Source organism: Rheinheimera sp. (assembly GCF_036782235.1).
In the GTDB taxonomy this organism is placed as follows: Bacteria; Pseudomonadota; Gammaproteobacteria; order Enterobacterales; family Alteromonadaceae; genus Pararheinheimera.
In genome coordinates this window covers 461,035-479,410 of record NZ_DAIPZL010000001.1, presented here as the reverse complement: position 1 = coordinate 479,410, position 18,376 = coordinate 461,035, and the positions used below count along the sequence as shown (strand labels likewise).

The 18,376-nt window shown below is 50.7% G+C and carries 21 protein-coding genes; 12 read left to right on the top strand and 9 right to left on the bottom strand.

The genetic code is table 11. The features are described from left to right. Positions 1 to 44 precede the first annotated feature (44 nt). Complete coding sequence (locus V7P87_RS02085; RefSeq protein ID WP_333795949.1) at positions 45 to 752, bottom strand: HAD-IA family hydrolase; 708 nt, start codon at positions 750 to 752, stop codon at positions 45 to 47. A 354-nt stretch (positions 753 to 1,106) separates the two neighbouring features. Between V7P87_RS02085 and V7P87_RS02080 the strand changes: the two genes are divergently transcribed. Together V7P87_RS02080 and V7P87_RS02075 are read left to right on the top strand one after the other, a co-directional pair. Beyond that, positions 1,107 to 1,475 (top strand): hypothetical protein, encoded by a 369-nt coding sequence (locus V7P87_RS02080; RefSeq protein WP_333795948.1) that lies wholly within the window; start codon positions 1,107 to 1,109, stop codon positions 1,473 to 1,475. After that, the gene (locus tag V7P87_RS02075; protein ID WP_333795947.1) at positions 1,462 to 3,270 is read left to right on the top strand and encodes a lipoprotein N-acyltransferase Lnb domain-containing protein; all 1,809 of its coding nucleotides are present in this window, start codon (positions 1,462 to 1,464) and stop codon (positions 3,268 to 3,270) included. The genes V7P87_RS02080 and V7P87_RS02075 overlap by 14 nt, the downstream gene beginning before the upstream one ends. A gap of 68 nt (positions 3,271 to 3,338) precedes the next feature. On the opposite strand, the gene xerC is transcribed toward V7P87_RS02075, so the two are convergent. Genes xerC through lptM form a run of 5 tightly spaced genes read right to left on the bottom strand, consistent with a single transcriptional unit; the run spans position 3,339 to position 7,256 of the window. Further along, entirely contained in the window at positions 3,339 to 4,244 is a 906-nt protein-coding gene (xerC, locus tag V7P87_RS02070) for a tyrosine recombinase XerC (protein WP_333795946.1), read from the bottom strand. Then, entirely contained in the window at positions 4,231 to 4,929 is a 699-nt protein-coding gene (locus tag V7P87_RS02065) for a DUF484 family protein (protein WP_333795945.1), read from the bottom strand. Before V7P87_RS02065 ends, xerC begins: the two co-directional genes overlap by 14 nt. Then, positions 4,926 to 5,756 (bottom strand): diaminopimelate epimerase, encoded by an 831-nt coding sequence (gene dapF / locus V7P87_RS02060; RefSeq protein ID WP_296294286.1) that lies wholly within the window; start codon positions 5,754 to 5,756, stop codon positions 4,926 to 4,928. Before dapF ends, V7P87_RS02065 begins: the two co-directional genes overlap by 4 nt. Before the next feature lie 40 nt (positions 5,757 to 5,796). Next, a complete protein-coding gene (gene lysA, locus V7P87_RS02055) occupies positions 5,797 to 7,050 on the bottom strand; it encodes a diaminopimelate decarboxylase (RefSeq protein ID WP_296294288.1) in 1,254 nt (417 codons plus the stop codon). A 5-nt stretch (positions 7,051 to 7,055) separates the two neighbouring features. Beyond that, the gene (lptM, locus tag V7P87_RS02050; protein WP_333795944.1) at positions 7,056 to 7,256 is read right to left on the bottom strand and encodes an LPS translocon maturation chaperone LptM; all 201 of its coding nucleotides are present in this window, start codon (positions 7,254 to 7,256) and stop codon (positions 7,056 to 7,058) included. Positions 7,257 to 7,328: 72 nt separating this feature from the next. On the opposite strand from lptM, the gene cyaY reads away from it, so the two are divergent. The 9 genes from cyaY to V7P87_RS02005 all read left to right on the top strand — a co-directional run bounded on the left by cyaY (position 7,329) and on the right by V7P87_RS02005 (position 14,218). Beyond that, positions 7,329 to 7,646 carry an iron donor protein CyaY gene (gene cyaY / locus V7P87_RS02045; RefSeq protein ID WP_260655372.1) on the top strand — a complete coding sequence of 106 codons (318 nt, stop codon included), beginning with the start codon at positions 7,329 to 7,331 and terminating at the stop codon, positions 7,644 to 7,646. Then, positions 7,647 to 8,315, top strand: coding sequence for an alpha/beta hydrolase (locus V7P87_RS02040; RefSeq protein WP_333795943.1), 669 nt, complete (start codon positions 7,647 to 7,649; stop codon positions 8,313 to 8,315). A gap of 86 nt (positions 8,316 to 8,401) precedes the next feature. Then, a complete protein-coding gene (locus tag V7P87_RS02035) occupies positions 8,402 to 9,304 on the top strand; it encodes a DUF2914 domain-containing protein (RefSeq protein WP_333795942.1) in 903 nt (300 codons plus the stop codon). An 83-nt stretch (positions 9,305 to 9,387) separates the two neighbouring features. Continuing rightward, complete coding sequence (gene hemC / locus V7P87_RS02030; RefSeq protein ID WP_333795941.1) at positions 9,388 to 10,320, top strand: hydroxymethylbilane synthase; 933 nt, start codon at positions 9,388 to 9,390, stop codon at positions 10,318 to 10,320. Between the two features lie 3 nt (positions 10,321 to 10,323). Next, the gene (locus V7P87_RS02025) at positions 10,324 to 11,148 is read left to right on the top strand and encodes a uroporphyrinogen-III synthase (RefSeq protein WP_333795940.1); all 825 of its coding nucleotides are present in this window, start codon (positions 10,324 to 10,326) and stop codon (positions 11,146 to 11,148) included. Then, entirely contained in the window at positions 11,120 to 12,226 is a 1,107-nt protein-coding gene (locus V7P87_RS02020; RefSeq protein WP_333795939.1) for a uroporphyrinogen-III C-methyltransferase, read from the top strand. Before V7P87_RS02025 ends, V7P87_RS02020 begins: the two co-directional genes overlap by 29 nt. Next, the gene (locus tag V7P87_RS02015; RefSeq protein ID WP_333795938.1) at positions 12,223 to 13,323 is read left to right on the top strand and encodes a heme biosynthesis HemY N-terminal domain-containing protein; all 1,101 of its coding nucleotides are present in this window, start codon (positions 12,223 to 12,225) and stop codon (positions 13,321 to 13,323) included. Before V7P87_RS02020 ends, V7P87_RS02015 begins: the two co-directional genes overlap by 4 nt. Positions 13,324 to 13,333: 10 nt before the next feature. Further along, on the top strand, positions 13,334 to 13,858 hold the full coding sequence (locus V7P87_RS02010; RefSeq protein ID WP_333795937.1) for a DNA-deoxyinosine glycosylase: 525 nt from the start codon (positions 13,334 to 13,336) through the stop codon (positions 13,856 to 13,858). A 21-nt stretch (positions 13,859 to 13,879) separates the two neighbouring features. Beyond that, a complete protein-coding gene (locus tag V7P87_RS02005; RefSeq protein WP_333795936.1) occupies positions 13,880 to 14,218 on the top strand; it encodes a tRNA-binding protein in 339 nt (112 codons plus the stop codon). A 7-nt stretch (positions 14,219 to 14,225) separates the two neighbouring features. Here V7P87_RS02005 and V7P87_RS02000 read toward each other — a convergent pair whose 3' ends face one another. After that, positions 14,226 to 15,557, bottom strand: coding sequence for a TonB family protein (locus tag V7P87_RS02000; protein ID WP_333795935.1), 1,332 nt, complete (start codon positions 15,555 to 15,557; stop codon positions 14,226 to 14,228). A 408-nt stretch (positions 15,558 to 15,965) separates the two neighbouring features. On the opposite strand from V7P87_RS02000, the gene V7P87_RS01995 reads away from it, so the two are divergent. Further along, on the top strand, positions 15,966 to 17,357 hold the full coding sequence (locus tag V7P87_RS01995) for a pre-peptidase C-terminal domain-containing protein (RefSeq protein ID WP_333795934.1): 1,392 nt from the start codon (positions 15,966 to 15,968) through the stop codon (positions 17,355 to 17,357). 109 nt (positions 17,358 to 17,466) lie between these two features. On the opposite strand, the gene V7P87_RS01990 is transcribed toward V7P87_RS01995, so the two are convergent. Both V7P87_RS01990 and V7P87_RS01985 read right to left on the bottom strand, forming a co-directional pair. Beyond that, on the bottom strand, positions 17,467 to 17,781 hold the full coding sequence (locus tag V7P87_RS01990; protein ID WP_333795933.1) for a hypothetical protein: 315 nt from the start codon (positions 17,779 to 17,781) through the stop codon (positions 17,467 to 17,469). 139 nt (positions 17,782 to 17,920) lie between these two features. After that, positions 17,921 to 18,328, bottom strand: a complete 408-nt coding sequence (locus tag V7P87_RS01985) for an acyl-CoA thioesterase (protein WP_260655384.1) — start codon at positions 18,326 to 18,328, stop codon at positions 17,921 to 17,923. Between the last annotated feature and the right edge of the window lie 48 nt (positions 18,329 to 18,376).

Genomic DNA, 18,376 nt, shown 5'->3' with positions numbered 1-18,376 from the left:
GATTTGAGTTAAAGGGCAGTGCTTTGGCCGGCGCCATGACAGCCTCAGCCAAATTTGGTCAAATCCTCTAATTGATGAAATTCAACATGGGGCAGTATTTTGAGTTTCCCTAAAGTACCAGGGGTCAGATTCAGCCAGGCGGCCTGACAACCTGCACTGAGCGCACCCAGGACATCAGATTTTACATGGTCGCCAATATGCAAAATATGCTGCGGCTGCAGCTGTAACCTGTTTGCTGCCGTTAAAAACATATCCGGATAAGGTTTCATCCGGCCACCAGGCCCTGCGCGCAGCGCAAACTGAAATAAATCGGCAATGCCCATTTTTTGAATATCAGCATTGCCATTGGTAATGGCCACCAGTGGAAAACGCCTCGCCAGCTGCTGCAATAAAGGCCGCACCTCTGGTGCTAACTGGATATTGGTGCGCTCCTGTAAAAAAGCCGACATGGCAAGTTCAGCTATTTCAGCCGCTTCGCACGAACTCAGGCCCTGCACCGTTAAACCCCGCTCTAACGCCAACAAACGCCAGCGGCTGACGTCATGGCGCACTTCAGCATCTGCTCTGGCCAGAATTTTGCGTTGCTCAAACCAATATAAGCTGTTGTTTTCAAATGACTCCGGCAACAACTGCGCCAGCCGTTGTTGCATGGCAAGTTCAGCTTTGGCAATCACTGTTGTGTTGGCGTACAGCGTGTCGTCTAAATCAAAAGACAAGGCATGGATAGGACGAAGGGCTTTGTATATCCGCATTGGTCAAGCTCCAGTGACTAAGCTGGTTATCATAATCTGAAAATTGCGAACTGCGCCGATCAATACAGAGAAAAATGATGTGATTTACCGCATATGTGGTGTTTTCAGCGGTGAATTTGTTTTTTTGGTCATGGCAAATTTGATGGTCTGTAAAAGTGCGGCCGGTAAATGGCCATATATGTTTTAGTATCCTCACCCCAGAGCCGGCTAAACATGTTTGCTTTTTGTAATGCTGTGATTGTTTTTTAAACAGGTAAATTTGTATATAAAAATTAAATTGATTTTGTATTGTTTTGTATTTAGCATTCCAACTCCCTAACTTTTGGGACATAAAATTACAATTTGGAGTGTAATGTGAACAAAAAATTATTGTCTGTCGCGTTTTTGGCGACTTTTATGGCGACAGGTTGTGCGACCATTGTGAAAGGCAGAACTCAGCAGGTAAATCTGACGTCATCAAATGGTCAAGCTGTTGATGTTGAAGTTGATGGTCAGAAGTTTCAGGGCCCTGGCGTGATTACGCTGAAAAAAGATAGCAAAGAGAAGCTGTTAAAATCTAATACTCCTGGCTGTACTGAAAACACAGTCGTCAATAGCTCGGTAGAACCAGCGTTCTTTGGCAATATCATTCTTGGCGGCTTGTTAGGTTCAACGACTGACGCCTCTACAGGTTCGATGTGGCGTTATCAGGATCAAGTTGTTGTGAACTGTGCTGCTAAATAAGCTGTTCCGTATACTCTGCAAAGGAAGCCTGTTGGCTTCCTTTTTATTTAGTTGTTGTGCGCTTTCTGCAAGTCATACGCTGTCCTTGGCGAAACAACAGCGATTGTCTTCGCATGCGACCTGGCTGGCCTTGCTTCAATTTAAAGATGGTAAACCCTTACTTGATGATGCAGGCTTTTACCTGAGCAGTTCTCGGCACAGTGCAGAAGATGAATTAAATGCAGCTATTAGCCTTCTGATAGAAAAGGCAGATACAACACAAATCTGTCGTTTTCCGGCACGTTATTTATGGTTACAACGACAGCTGCAGCAACAACCAGAAAATTTAGCAGCCTTATGTCCGGGGTTTGCAGAATTTCAGGCATATGTGCCGATAGAGCAAATCAGTTTAATTTACGCGAATGAGAATATTAGTCGTCCCACGACAATGATGGGGCATGCCTTTTTAAAACTAAGTGGCCATAATGCAAAAGGGCAGCTTCGTGAACATGCCATTAGTTTTTATACTGAATTAGATAGTATCAATCCTCTGTGGCTTGGTTATGAAACCTTGCTGGCTGGAAAAGCTGGCTATTTTGTGTTGTCGCCTTATCAGGAAAGACTGGAGTTTTATACCCAAACCGAACAACGCAACATTATTGAATATCATATTGCACTTGATGCCGATGAAGTCGAGTTAGTACAGGCTTATCTTTGGGAATTAAAGCAAACCAGACTGGACTATTTTTTTCACACTTATAACTGTGCCACGCTCAGTCAGCTGATATTAGCTATTGCCAAGCCAGCGCTAAGTGAAGCGCATAGCCCCTGGATCAGCCCTGTTGATGTGGTGAAATCCGTCCAGGTGTCCGGTCTTGTGAACAATGCTTCACTGTTTCCAGCAACAAAATGGCGCTTGAAGATGTTGCTTGACAGCCTGCAGCTGGAGGAAGTGGATGTAGGTGTTACTGACAGCTTTGCGCTTGAGATCAATAGCACAAAACCTCAGTCTCCCCTGGTGCAGGCCCTATCGCTCGATTTGCAACAAACATATCAGCGTTGGTTACTTGAGCAGGGGTATATAAGTTCACAACAGTATGAGCAGCGTATCAGTCAGCTTCCGGCGCAAGGGGTAGAGCTCAGTCTGAGCCAATACAAAGATCCGGCAGGCAGGACAGATGACAGCCAGTTTTGGTTATATTACGGCAATCGTCAGAACTGGCGCTTTGGCTTTTTACCCGCTTCACATCAGCTCAGTGATGATAACCGTCAGCTTTTTAGTGAGTCTGCGCTGGCTTTGCTCAGCCTTGAATTTGAATACCGTCAGTCTGAACAAAAGCTCGATCTTTATGCGTTGCGCTATTACGGTTTTTCACATTATCTGCCCTACGATGCCCTGACCCGTGATTGGTCAGGGCATTTTGCACTGGGTACAGAGTTTCAGGCGATTGGCGATAATAGTTTTAAAAGGACGCATTACCTCTATGGGGGCATAGGTCGCAGTTATAGTGTGACAGAAGACGTGCTGGTGTACGCCACCTTAGATGCCGGCACAGCTTTCTCGGGCTGGACACCTTACGTATATGGCGGTGCTGCCGTCGGTATGATGGTATATGAAATTGGAGATCAGAAATCGACAGTTTCATTGCGACATCTTGATAATTACCGGCAGCAAGATGGCTGGACCTCAATATTCCATTGGCAACAAAGTTGGTTTGTATCCTCAGATTGGTCAATAAAGTTACATTGGGAGCACCAAAAATCGCGTAACTGGCGCAACCATGAAAGTGGTATTCGTATTCAGCATGCATTTTAGCGGACACAAACCATGGTGTGGCAGCAAGCTGCTCTATGGCCATGTAACAATCTGGATTTGATATTTCGCTACTTCTTCGCCCTTGGATGCGCAGCGTCATACACCTTGGCCAGATGCTGAAAATCCAGATGGGTATACACCTGAGTGGTGCTGAGGTTGGCGTGGCCTAACAGTTCCTGCACGGCGCGCAGGTCGCCGCTTGATTCCAGCATATGGCTGGCAAAAGAGTGGCGCAGCATATGCGGGTGTACGTTTTGCTCCAGCCCCTGGCGCGCTGCCCAGAGTTTGACTCTGCTGCGCACATGGCGGGCGCTGATGCGGCTTTTTTGCCGGCTTAAAAATAATGCATCGGGCTCAATTCCGACAAAAGCGGGCCGCAGCGCTAACCAGCGCTGCAGTGCCTGCATTGCCAGCCGGCCTATCGGCAAAATCCGTTCTTTATTGCCTTTGCCGCGCACGCGAATTTGTTGTTCGCTAAAGGAAATATCCCGCACATTGGCATTTACTAACTCTTCAAGACGCAGACCCGAGCTGTAAAACAGCTCCATCATGGCTTGATCCCGACAGGCTAAATCGTCATCCGGCTCCTGAATATCCAGCAGCCGGTTCATCTGATCAACATCAAGGTTTTTTGGCAAAGGCCTGGCCGATTTGGGCACTTTTAAATAAGCCGCCGGATTGTCGCTCAGTTGTTTTAAAGCAACAAAATACCGATAAAAACTGCGCAGCGCCGCAGCCCGTAGCGCCAGGCTGCGCGGTTTTAAACTGGCACGGCAGGATAATAAATGTTGTTGCAGCTGTTGCTGGTTCAGCTCGCGCCAATGACTGGCCTGAGTTTGCAGCTGACTGGCCACAGCGCTCAGTTGTTGCTGATAGCTGGCCAGAGTTTGCTGGCTGTAACCGCGTTCAAACTGCAGATAAGCCAAAAACTGGCTCAGCCAGGGTTGGAAATCGGCCAGTTCAGTTTTTGTCATAACGTGGCAATACCACGGCCAGTAATTTGGCGATATGGTCGAGGAACAGCGTGTCCATACTGGGCTGGAAATGGTCATCCAGTTCGCTGCCAAAGGCCAGCAGCGCCAGAGGTTTATCCACCTGACTGATTTGCAGCAGGGCCACCGAATGAATGGTGGGCGGGAATAAGGTTGCCATTTCGTCTTTATTTAACCGGCCAAAATAATAACTGCGGTGTTGCAGCCGGTGTTGCAGCACCAGTTGCAGGCCGCTGAAATGTTCGCCCATAGCTTCATGGTTAAAGTCGAGCAGGGTGCAGGCATGTACCTGTGGCATTTTATTGGCAAAAGCGCTGAGTGCAATGGTGATATCGGTGCGCTGGCGTGCTGACAATAAATCCAGATGCAGCTGATTCAGTGCAAAAAAGATATGTTCGTTTTGCCGGGCCACACTCATTAGCCGGGTAATATCTTCTTCCAGACCACGGATCCGTTCACGCTGCATTTCCAGCTGGCGTTCGACCAGAGAGACTGCACCGCGCTGAGCATGTGGCAGTCTTAACCTGTTCAGTAATTCGGGGTGATGCTGAAAAAACGCCGGATGTTCCAGTAAATACTGATACACCAGTTCGTCCTGCAGTATGGCTTTGTCCTGATCGTTCAGTTCGTTTGACCCGGTTTGGACACCGGTTTTTACATCCGTCATAACACCAGCTGTCCGTCAAATACATGTTCTGCCGGGCCTGTCATTTTGACCGGCTGGCCTGGACCGTTCCAACGAATATGCAAGGTTCCGCCAGGTAAATCAACTCTGACGTTATTGCCCAAAGTTTTCTGCAGTTGCCCCACCACAGCGGCTGCACAGGCACCTGTACCACAAGCCAGGGTTTCACCGGCGCCACGCTCCCATACCCGCAATTTAATATGCGAAGGGCTAAGGACCTGCATAAAACCAATATTGGCACGCTCGGGGAAACGTTCATGGTTTTCAAACTCAGGCCCCCAGCTATGCACCGGCGCTTTGTCGATATCATCAACAGTGATCACCGCATGAGGATTGCCCATCGACACTACACCACACAAAGTGGTGGCATTTTCGGCGTGCAGAATGTAATTCACTTCCTGTTTTTGTGCTTTAAACGGCACCTTGGCAGGTTCTAACTGCGGCACACCCATATTGACGGTGACCTGGCCGTCCTGCTCGACATAAAGCACAATTTTGCCGGATTTGGTGCTGACATTAATTTTGTATTTGTTGGTCAGGCCCTTAGTGCGGACAAACTTGGCAAAACAGCGGGCGCCATTGCCACATTGTTCTACTTCAGAGCCGTCAGCATTAAAAATCCGGTAATGAAAATCCAAATCCGGATCATAAGGCGGTTCCACCATCAATAACTGGTCAAAACCCACCCCAAAATTACGGTCGGCCAGCGCTTTGATTTGCTCTTTGGTCAGAAACACGTTCTGACTGACGGCATCGACCATCATAAAGTCGTTGCCAAGTCCGTGCATTTTAGAAAACTGTAATAACATGCCAACCTTATCTGTTGCTGCCTGATTGCAGTTGTTGCCGTTATTCCGGCAACAGTTGTTCACCTTGCCACAGGTCTTGCCATTGTTCACGGCGGCGCACCAGATAAGTGCTGCTGCCGTCGACCAGTACTTCAGCAGCGCGTGGCCTGCTGTTGTAGTTGGAACTCATGGTAAAACCATAAGCGCCGGCTGAACGCACCGCCAGTAAATCACCGGGTGCTATGGCTAAGTCGCGGTCTTTGCCAAGGAAATCGCCGGTTTCACACACCGGGCCTACCACATCATAACGTTGGGCCTTCAGTTCTGCTTTCAACTGCACAGGCACAATATTCATCCAGGCACTGTAAAGCGCCGGACGGATCAGGTCGTTCATGGCGGCATCAACGATGGCAAAATTCTTTTCCTGGCCTGGTTTTAAATATTCCACTTTTGTTAATAACACACCAGCGTTGGCCATAATGGCACGACCAGGTTCAAACAGCAGCGTTAAATGTGGATATTTGGCCAGACGTTTGACCACTTCAGCGGCATATTCGGCCGGATGCGGCGGTGTTTCATCCAGATAAGTCACGCCTAAACCACCGCCAATATCAATATGGGATAACACTATGCCGAGGCTTGAGAGTTTATCAATCAACAGCAGCAGTTTATCCAGCGCATCTAAAAACGGCTGGGTTTCAGTAAGCTGTGAGCCAATATGGCAATCCACACCACAAACTTTTAAGTGGCTGGCCTGTGCCGCCACCTGATACATAGCCACAGCGTCGTTAATATCAATGCCAAACTTGTTGGCTTTGAGGCCAGTGGAAATATAAGGATGGGTTTTGGCATCAATATCCGGATTGACCCGGATAGACACAGGCGCAATTTTATTTAAACGGCTGGCGACCTGCTGAATGCGGTACAGCTCGGCTTCGGACTCGACATTAAAACATTTGATGCCGGTATTGAGCGCAAACTCAATCTCAGATTCGGCTTTACCCACACCGGAAAACACCACCTTGCCAGGGTCGCCACCGGCCTGCAATACCCGGCGTAATTCACCTTCAGACACAATGTCAAAACCACTACCCAGGCGCGCCAGCAAATTTAACAAGGCAATATTGCTGTTGGCTTTGACCGCATAACACACCAGATGCGGATGGGCACCTGCCGCATTGGCAAAGGCCTGATAATGGCGCTCTAAGGTAGCGCGGGAATAAACATAAGTGGGGGTGCCGTATTGGGCGGCGATATCGGCCAGTTTGACCTGTTCGGCCAGCAGCTCTGGCCCCTGATAATTAAAATAATCCACCAAATTTACCTTTGCGATTGGCCGGGCTGTTGGGTTATGTCTTGCTGTGCAGAGTCAGTTGCAGTGGCACTGGTCTGTTGTTGTGATTGTGGCGTATTGGTGGCTGCTTTGGTTTTTGGCAGGGTTAAATCCCCTTTTTGGCCACAACCGGTGAGCAACAGACAAAGCGCCAGCAGGCAGAACATAGATTGAGTCACAGCTTTCATCGTTTCTGTTTCTTTAATTTTTCAGCGCTCTATAATCGCATCCTTAGCAGCAAAAGCAAACAGGTGAAGCCGATGAATGACGTAGAATATGATGAGTTGACCGACAGCGTTTTGCTGGCGGTGGAAGAAGCCATCGAAAATATGGATCTGGATTTGGATTATGAGAACCATGGTGGTTTGCTCAGCATCACTTTTCCGGACAAAAGCAAAATAATCATTAATAAACAACCACCCCTGCATCAGCTGTGGGTGGCAACCAAATTTAACGGCCACCATTTTGAATATCAGAACGGCCAGTGGATTGATAACAGAACCGGCACCGAGTTCTGGACTTTATTAAATGACGCCGCCTCGCGTCAGGCCGGGCAGAGTGTGGAGTTTGTGCGTTAAATGAATCAGTTACCTTTTGTTGATGTAAAGTCCCCTGGCCCAACCACTGCGGCCGTGATCTGGTTACATGGCCTCGGTGATTCCGGCCATGGTTTTGCGCCTATAGTGCCTGAGCTGCGCCTGCCAGCCGGCCATGGGGTGCGGTTTTTGTTTCCGCACGCGCCTGAGCGTCCTGTCACTATCAACAACGGTTATGTGATGCGTGCCTGGTATGACATTAAAACCATGGACTTACAAAACCGTGCTGATGAAGAAGGCGTGCGTCAGTCGGCTACTTTAGTGCAGGCGCTGATCGACAAAGTGATTGCCACAGGTGTACCGGCGGAAAAAATTATGCTGGCCGGTTTTAGCCAGGGTGGGGTGATAGCGCTGCATCTGTTACCGCGCTTGCCCTATAAAATTGCCGGTGTCATGGCACTTTCTACCTATATGGCGGTGCCGGATAAACTCAAAGATGAAATGAATACGCTGAATAAAACCACGCCGGTATTTTGTGCCCATGGTGTGGCCGACCCTGTGGTGCCATTGCAGGCTGGTCAGGCGGCATTTAACAACCTAAAATATGCAGGTTTTAATGTGCGCTGGCAGGACTACCGGATGGAGCACAGTGTTTGTGCCCAGGAAGTGGATGACATCAGCCGCTTTATTCAGCAGCTGTTTGGTGTGTAACAGCGTTTTATGCCAGCAAACAAGCCCTAACCTATAACCAATGGCCGGTCTGAACCACCGGCTTTTGATGACGCCAGAGAAAACACGTGTCTGAACAATCTGCCAAACTCAGGGTAAAAGTCACTTTGCACCGCGACTTGCCAAGCCAGCCGCCGCAAAAGTTACAATATGCCAAAGCACCGCTGTCAAAAACCAGATTATTACTGGGTGCCGGCTTGATGCTGCTGGCGACCTTTGGGTTGTGGCAATATTGGGGAGCCGGAACTCCGGACGAACAATCCGCAGAAGCCGAACTCAACACAGGGCTCAGCACTGAGGTTGCAGAAAGTGCAGAAAACGCTGAGGTTCTGAATGAAACTGAGCCTCAAAACGAACCCAGCCTTGTGACAGATCAGACACAAGCTGCATCAGCCGGTGAAAGTACAACACAAAACAGCCGCCTTGATGGCGATAGCGCAGCACCAGCTGCTGAAACTTTTGCAGAAAATACTGCACAGTTGGCGCTTAGCACCCAAAGCAACCCTAACCAAACTGAGAACAGCGCCGCTTTGGCAGCAACGGACAATCAGGCGCTGTCTGGCAACAATCTGCAAGCTGGTGCTGCTACGCCGCAATCTGGCGTCGAGCCACTCCAGGCCGCTGGTGCGGCCAATACAACAACACTGCCGGCCGGTTTTAGCCGTATTGTGCTGGCGGCTGATATGGAACAGCTGGAGCCGGGCCGCCCTGTAGCGCAGCTGGTGGCGAAAAAAGACATTCAGCGGCTGTATTTATTTACTGAGCTAAAAGGGTATGCCGGTCAGCAGCTGAAACACCGCTGGTCTTTTAATGGCCAGATGCAAACCGAAGCTGTGCTGACCATCGAAGACTCTCCCTGGCGTACTTACAGTGAAAAATGGCTGTTACCGGACCAACTGGGCGCCTGGCGGGTCGAAATTATTGATCAGCAGCAAAATGTCCTCTACTCACACGACTTTCAATATCAATAGCAGTTATACTAGCGCCAGTTTTTTAACCGGCAGTGTGGCTTCAATCACTGCCGTGTTTAGCCTTCAGACACAGGTTTTTTTGCATGACTTCATTGATCCGTATCGCCACCCGTAAAAGTGCGCTTGCGTTATGGCAGGCCGAATTTGTGAAAGCACAGCTGCAGCATTTTCATCCACTGTTACAGGTGGAGCTGGTGCCTATGTCTACCCAGGGCGACAAAATTCTCGACACACCTTTGGCCAAAATTGGCGGTAAAGGTTTATTTGTGAAAGAGTTAGAAACGGCCATTTTAGAAGGTCGTGCCGATATTGCTGTGCACAGTATGAAAGACGTGCCGGTCGAATTTCCTGAAGGTTTGCAGCTGCAAACCATTTGTGAGCGTGAAGATCCGCGCGATGCTTTTGTATCAAATCAGTTTGCCAGCCTTGATGAGTTGCCGGCAGGCGCAGTGGTAGGTACTTCCAGTTTACGCCGTCAATGTCAGCTTAAAGCACAACGACCGGATCTGGTCATCCGCGACCTGCGCGGCAACGTCAACACCCGTTTAGCCAAACTGGATGCCGGTGAATACGACGCTATTATTCTGGCGGCAGCTGGCCTGATTCGCCTTGGTTTTGCCGACCGTATCCGCACCCATTTACCGGTGGAGCAAAGCCTGCCGGCCAATGGTCAGGGCGCTGTGGGTATTGAATGTCGCAGCAACGACAGCGCTATTCATGCGTTATTGGCGCCGCTGGAGCATTTGCCGACCCGTCAGGCTGTGCTGGCCGAACGTGCGATGAACCGCCGTTTACAGGGCGGTTGTCAGGTGCCTATTGGCGCTTTTGCCGTGCATCAGGGTGATGAACTCTGGTTACGCGGTTTGGTGGGCTCTTTGGATGGCCAGCAAATTTTACATGCAGAGGTAACAGGCCCAGCCAGCGACGCTGAAGCTTTGGGTTTACAGCTGGCTGAACAGCTGCTGCAACAAGGCGCAGCTGCTATTCTCAAAGCTGTTTATCAGACGGCCCCTTAATTGATGAACAACCCGTCATCCTTTCAGTCAAGTCAGACACCGCAGCTCACCGGCGCCACAGATTTTCCGGTGCTGATCACCAGACCCGCCGGCAAAGCAGATAATCTGCTGGCTGGTCTGGATGAGCTGGGCATTGGTTATACCTATCAGCCTTTAATCACCACACAGCTGATGCCATTGCGTGGCCGTGATATCCAGCATCTGCAACAGGCCGAGCTGGTGATTTTTGTGTCTGTGTCTGCTGTGACTTGTCTGGAACAACAATTTGACCTAAAAAGCCTGACCCAACCGCTGCTGGCGGTGGGGGCAACTACAGCTTCAGTGCTGGAGCGCAGCTGTGGCCATACGGTGACTGCTCCTTTGGATCAGCGCAGTGAAGGGGTGCTGGCACTGCCACAACTGCAGGATGTGGCCGGCCGCGACATAGTGATAGTGCGTGGCAATGGTGGCCGGGAGCTGATTAAACAGGGTTTATTGGTCCGCGGCGCCAAAGTGACTTATGTACAAAGTTATAAAAGAGTCCCCCTGCCGCTGGATGGTCAGCGCTTGTCAGACCAGTGGCGCCAGCAACAAATTCAATGTATCGTAGTGACCAGTAACGAAATTTTATCCCTGCTGCTACAATCCCTGCCCGAAACTGCCCGGCCCTGGCTGGCACAGCGGCAATGGATTATGGTCAGCCAGCGCATGGCGGAAACGGCCGTTGCCAGCGGGATCCCGATGACCAACATTTTTCTGGCAGCCAGTGCCAACGATCAGGCGTTGTTGGAAGCTATTTGTCAGTTAAGAAGGAAATTCCATGAGCGAGCTCAGTCCAATGCTGAATAACGAATCTGCAGCCCCTGCTGCTGTGGCAGCAACGCCGGCAAAACCGGCCGCCAGAACAGGTTCCGGCGTGATGCTGGGCATGATGGCTTTGCTGATCGCCTTGGCTTCAGCGGCGTTGGTGGGCTGGTTTTTTTATGTCTGGCAACCGCAACTCGTTGCGCTGCAACAACAGCAACAAACTTTGCAAAATCAGCAACAAAGCCAGACAGCACTGTTTCAGAGCAAGCAGGAAGAATTGCAGCAGGAAATGCAGCAACAGCTGGTGAATGTGGTGGCTGACTGGAATAACAAACAACTGGAACAGCTGCAAAGCACCCAACAGGAAATCGCCAGGCTGCAAACCCAGTTGGATCAGCAAAGTGGCAACGTCAAAGGCTGGCAGCTGCTGGAAGTGGAATATTTCCTGCGTCTGGCCGAGCAAAAACTGTTTTTGGAACAGAATGTCAGCGGTGTGGTGCAGGTGCTGGAGTTGGCCGAACAACGCTTAAAACAAATGCAGGATGCCAGTCTGGTGGCGGTGCGTGAAGCTATAGGTCAGGACAAACATATGTTGTCTGAGCTGAATACACCCGATATGCACCAGCTGCACCTGACCTTGTCGGCACTGCGCCAGCAAAGCCTGACTTTGCCACTGCGCCAGTCGGAGCGGGCGATGGATAATCAGACCGAAGAAGAAATTACTGAAGATGCCGCCGATTGGCAGTCGAATCTGGGATTGTACTGGCGTAACTTCTGGCGTGGTCTGGTGCAGGTGCGGGCCAGTTTGCCGGAAGATGGTGTCAGCTTAACGGCCGAACAACAAATCAGTGTGCGTAATACCTTAACCCAGCAATTACTGCTGGCTGAGCTTGCCGCAATGCAGCACAATCAGGCGGTGTATGCCGCAGCCATTCAGCAAAGTGCTGACAGTTTACAACGTTATTTTGCTGCCACTGAACCTGCTGTGCAGCAAATGGCTGATGATCTGGTGGCGCTGTCGGCGCTGCAGGTCAGTTTGCCGTTATTGGCCCCCTTAAAAAGCCCACAACTGTTTGAAGCTTACCGTCAGGGCATGGCAGTAACGGAGCTGAGCTTATGATCAGGCTGGCATTTTTTATCCTGGTGTTTGGCCTGGCCATGCTGCTGGGGCCAATACTTGCCAACCATCCGGGCTATGTGATGCTGGTGGTGGCCGGTGTTACTATTGAAGCCACTTTTATTGGCCTGATGCTGGTGCTGTTTGGCTCCATTCTGGCCTGCTGGTTATTGTGGTGGGTGTTAAAACGGTTGTTCCATTTGCCCCGGCTCAGTTTTAGTTTTTTGCGTTCGCGCAAAGAGCGCCGCGCCCGTCAGGCGATGCAATATGCGCTGCTCTCTTTTGCCCGGCAAGACTGGCAGCAGGCCGATCAATATTTTGATCTGGCTAAAGCGGACTCCGACTGGGACAAAATCAAACAGATCATGGCCTGTTATGCGGCTCAGCGTGCCGGTGACAGCCAAAAAGCCAATCAAAAAGCCGCGCAGCTTGACAGCGACGACAACGACAGCGCGCTGGTGGTGGCAGATTTATTATTGCAGCAGGGTGATGCGGCAAAAGCTGTAGCTTATCTTGCGCCACGTATTGAACAAAATCAAAAAGATGGTGCGCTGGGCCGGCTTTGGCTTGCGGCTTTATTGCAGGCCGGTCAGTGGCAAACGTTGCTGGAGCAGGTGCCTGTTGCCATCAAACAACAATGGCTGAATAAAGCCCAGTGGCAACAATACCGGTATCAGCTGTATCCGGCTGCTGTGGCGGGTTTAGCACAGGCTGGCCAGTTTGATGAAAACCTGCCGTACTGGAGCAATTTACCTGCGAAAGAACGCAAATCTGTGGCCGCCATTTTAGGCAAAGCAAGGGCCAAAGCAGTCAGTGGTGACGCCGAACAAGCGGAGAAACTATTGCTCGATAGTCTGGCGCTGGCCGATGTGCCTTTGGCTTATAGTGCGATCCGGCAAATTCCGTTAGGGCGTTCTGTGCTGACGCTGCGCAAACAAGTGCAACACTGGTTGCGCGACCATAACAACAATGGTTATCTGTATGCGCTGCTCAGTTATTGTGCCGAGCAGGAAGGCGAGCAAGAACAGGCGCGCCATGCCTGGGAAAAAGCGCTGCAGTATCAGCCTGAACTGGCCAAAGCAGCCGCTTTGTCCAACTAACATCTGGCTTGTGACTATCACATTACCGCTGTTATCTGGGCTGGCGCCTGTGGCAAGGCCCGATGCCAAAGTGCTGATCCTTGGCAGTATGCCGGGTCAGGCGTCACTTGACGCTCAGCAATATTACGGACATCCGCGCAATCAGTTCTGGCCTTTAATGCAGCAACTGTTTGCAGTGGATGCCAGCCTGCCTTATCCACAGCGGCTGCTGGCGCTGCAAAATGCCGGCGTGGCCTTGTGGGATGTGATTGGGGTTTGTCAGCGTCAGGGCAGTCTCGACAGTGCCATCCGGCCTTCGTCAGTGCAGTTGAATGATATTGCTTTCTTGCTGACAGAATTGCCGCAGCTGCGGGCTATCTGGCTTAACGGTGGCACAGCGGCCAAAAGCTGGCAAAAACTGCAAAAATCTGCTGTCACTCTTCCTGCCAGCATCAAAGTCTGGTCTTTGCCTTCCAGCAGTCCGGCGCATGCCGCCCGCAGCTTCAGCGATAAACTGTTGCAATGGCAAGAGGCCAGGCTGCAAAGTTTAAGCTAAACCCCACAACGGAGCGCACAGATGGATCCTATCAGCTGGGATGATTTTATGCAGGTGGAACTGCGGGTTGGCACTATAGTGGCGGCCGAAGCTTTCCCACAGGCGCGTAAACCGGCCTGGAAGCTGGCGGTCGATTTTGGCCCTGACATTGGCCAAAAGCGTTCCAGTGCCCAGTTAACAGCTTTGTATCAGCCAGCGCAGCTGATTGGCAAACAAGTGCTGGCGGTGCTGAATTTTCCGCCAAAACAAATCGGGCCTTTTGTATCTGAATGCCTGGTGACCGGTTTTTATCGCGACGATGGCGCTGTGGTGCTTGCGGTGCCAGACCAGCCGGTGCCCAATGGCGCCCGGCTGGCCTGAGTTGCAGTTATAATGCAGCTTTTAGCTCTTTGGCTGTGGCGTGACCTTTGGCAATAGCTGCATCCAGCAGTTTTTCGCCTTCGGCTTTTTGTCCGCCCAGAATCAGCGCTGTACCGGCCCAGGATTGCACCACAGGGTCTTGTTGTTCCAGCAGATACATCTCCCACTGTGGCTCTAAGGCCGCAAGTGCTCTTTGTGCTTCGATGCTACCGCCACGGGCGGCCTGTTCCAGCCAGTAGCTGTCGGAATAAGTTTGTGGGATCCGCTGTGCGCTCAGCAGCCTCGGGCTTTTATCGCCGTCCTGATTTTGCAGTTTATAAAAACCAGCAGGCACCTGCTCTGTGGTCAGGCGTTTGCCCAGCAGCTGCGCTGTCAGTTTGGCCTGATGTTCAGCATTATTGTCATGCACTGCCAGCACGACGGCCTGGTCATCCAGGGTGACAAAAGCATCGTGTGTAAAACCTTCAGGCAGCTGCAGCTCTTTGCTGACCACTTTGCCATTTTTCACCAGATCCGCAGTAATAGGTCCCAGTGCAGGTGGCAGTGAATCATCGATAAATTGTGTGTAGTCACTCTGGTTTCGTGCCAGATCGAGAATATGCGCCAGCGCATTCTGGTGTGCCGGTGAGCCCAGTGCTGCGTATTGCCACATATTATATTCGCCAAGGAGCTGCTCAACTTTACGGTGATCAACATCGCCTATGTTAAAGGTCAGCATGACCCGACCGATAAATTTGCTGTTGCCAGGTTCATATTTCCAGCGTTTAAGTGCGCGGATGGCTTCACGGTCAAATACCCCTTTAGGGAAAGCATTCAGTACATCAACGGCCTCCACAGTCCCTTGTTCGTTGACCAGCATCCGCAGTGTGACTGAGCCGAAAATACCGCGCGCTGCTGCTTCTTTTGGATATTCAGGCGCAATACGTTTGACCGCTTTGCGCTCGCTGTCAAAAAGCGCCAGCAGTTCAGGTTTGATTTTGTCGTGGACTCTGACTTGTTGCTGCAGCTGGGTCAGCATAGTGCCGGCCTGTTGTTGTTCTGCCTCTGACAGCTTGCTGCGGATTTTATCGGCCATTGTTTTGGCGCTTGGGTGTTCACGGCTGGCAGCAAATTCAAAATAAGCCAGCGCTTTCACTAAATCACGGCTTTGGCCTTCAGCGTTAGCCGCCATGGCGCCTAAATTAAAGGCAGCCTGCTCATTGGCCAGTGGTAACAGCGCAGTAAATTCCTGTGCTGCTTTGGTAAAATCTTTGTTTTCATAAGCTTTCATTGCATCCAGCAGATCGGCCTGACTGGCAAAAGTGCTGCATAACAACACCAGCATAGCGAGTTGACGCATAAGAAGTCCTTTTCCTGTTAAGTTCGTTTTAAACTGGCATGATTTTTACATAAAAATCGTAAATAGTTGACATTTTGTTGTCCAAATTCCCTTTTTTTGTTGATTGACAGCGCTTGAGCTGTGCCGCATATTAAAACTCCACTGATAAATTATTATGCAGAGTCATTGTGAAGAAGCTGATACCACTTTCAGGGTTACCGCTGTCACAACAGGTGCACAAACCTGCCAATCTGCACGCCTGCGCCAGCGATTACCACTTGTCGGAGTGGTTTGATCTATAAGTTTTTCCCCGCTTAAGCACCCGGAATTCCGGAGTTATGCCGTTTTGCGCCGGCATAACGCCTGAAACCATGGGCCATTCTGGCCTTTTATCCCGATCGTCAAAACAACAAAAACAGGAAAGCAACAATGAAAGCAACGATAAAAGCCGTCGCCCTGGCGACGCTGTTGTCTGCGGCTGGCCATGCCAGTGCCGCTTGTCTGCAGCAGGAAACAGAAAATAACAACACCGAAAGCAAAGCCAATAGCGGTTTGTGCAGTGGCCAGACAGTCAATGGCAGCATCGCCAGCAGCAGTGATATTGACTGGTATCGTTTTGATACCACCAGCACAGCAGATATCAGCATCAGTCTGAATCATGGCAGCAGCGCCGATTTTGATTTTTATCTGTACCGCAGCAGCGGCAGTTATATTTTGTCCGGCCAAAGCAGCGCCCGACCAGAAACCGGTACTTACAGCGCAGCCAGCGCCGGCACACATTTTATTAAAATCAGCCGTTACAGTGGCACCGGCAGTTACACCCTGAATGTCACTTTTAACGGCGATGGCGGCGGTAGTACCCCCCCAACAAGTTGCAGTTATGGGGTAAGGCCGGCCAAACCCAGTAACCTGACCAGCTATCTGCTGGGCGGCAGCAGTGATGTTTGCCCGGCATTAACATCAGGTCAGGGTTCATTGTTATTGATGGGCGGTGGCACCGATGTAGACGCAGCCTTTAGCAACCGCATGGCGCCACAAATCAAAGGTGGCAATATTGTGGTACTGCGCGCCGCCGGCACAGACGCATACAACAGCTACCTGCAGGGACTGACAGGAGCAGCCTCAGTGGAAACCCTGATTGTCGATACCCAAACCAAAGCAAATTCAGCTTATGTGGAGTGGGCCATTAAAAGTGCGGAGGCGGTATTTATTGCCGGCGGCGACCAGTCGGCTTATCTGAATGCCTGGCAGGGCACCCTGGTTAAGGGCGCTATCGAGCATGTGTATGCCAAAGGGGGTGTTGTTGGCGGCACTTCGGCTGGTGATCATGTGCTGAGTCAGTATGTGTATGATCCGGATGGGGTTAGTGGTGCCATCAGCAGTGAAGTGGTGACAGACTATTGCCATAACACTATTAACATCAGCAGCACTTTCCTGAATTTTCCGTTGCTGGCTAATACGCTGAACGACACCCATTTCCGCCAGCGGGATCGGATGGGCCGCTCTGCGGTGTTTCAGGCCAAACTGGGGCAAAATGGCCGGGTGATTGCAGTATCTGAAGCAACGTCTTTGTTTGTGACAGCAGACGGCCAGGGCATAGTGGATGGCACCAACGAAGTGTATGTGCTGCGTGCCGACAGCCAAACCCAGTACACTCAGACCAGCTGTGGCCAGCCGGTGATTATTAAAGACTTATTGCGCTTTAAGTTGTTGCCTGGAGACAGATTTAATCTGCTGGACAACAGCACCACTGTGACGCCCATCCGTATTGGCATTGATGGCCGCAACACGTCTTTTTATAGCCCTGTGAGTCCGTACTAACAGCGCTGAATAACAGGTTGTAAAGCCCGTCAGGGGCTTTACAACGCTGTTTTCGGCTGGATGTTAAACTATTGAACACTGATGCAAATAAAGGATAACACCGGCCTGTTCAGGCCAGGCGCTGATAGGGGGTGGTGTTTTTGCTGGTCATCACCTGCAGCCGGCGTGAATGGCGTTCAAAACTGCGGGCCGGAAATGCATCCTGCCGTGCCGCTGCATCTGCGGCGGCATTTTCTTTCATCAGATAATGAAACTGCACCGCACTGACGGGCTGGGATAAGGGGAGTTTTTTCCCGCTTTGGGCGGAGAGTTCGCTGCCAGGCTCATTCAGACTCAGACTCAGGCCGGTGAACAGCAGCACAAATAAAGAGCGCCGCCATAAGGCACTGTGAAAGCAATGATTTTTGCTGCTTTGGTGTGGCATCTTCGTTTCATCACCATCGAATATAACAGGCTTGAGCCTAACCCAAGCCTTGGCAATGTGCAATCACTCAGCGCTTTTTTGCGGCAAAGACTTGCGGTTTTACTGCCAAATACCTTGATGAATCAAGTGGATGGCGAACTCAGTCGTTCAGATGTTGTTCCAGGCGCTCTTTCAGCGCACCTTCAATCAAAGCGGCTTTGCCGGTGCTGCGGTTCAGGCAGACAAAAGTAATATCGGCGTCAGCCACCACAGTGTCAGTCCCCTGAATTTTAATCACCTGATGGATCACCGCACTTTTACTGCCGATCTGGCTGAATTGGGTGGCAATTTCCAAAGTCTGGCCATTGGTGGCGGCAAAACGGTAATTGATGTTGATGTTGACTATCACCCAGGCCAGGTTCAGCTGCTCAAAATAAGCTACATCACCACTGTCTTCCAGATAACTCCAGCGTGCTTCTTCTAAAAACTCCAGATAACGGGCGTTATTCACATGCTGATAAATATCTAAATGGTATCCACGAACTTTAATCTGGGTCAGGTGTGGCATGCTGCTCTCTCTGGTTAGACCTGTTGCGCTGTTATTGGGCGGGATTGT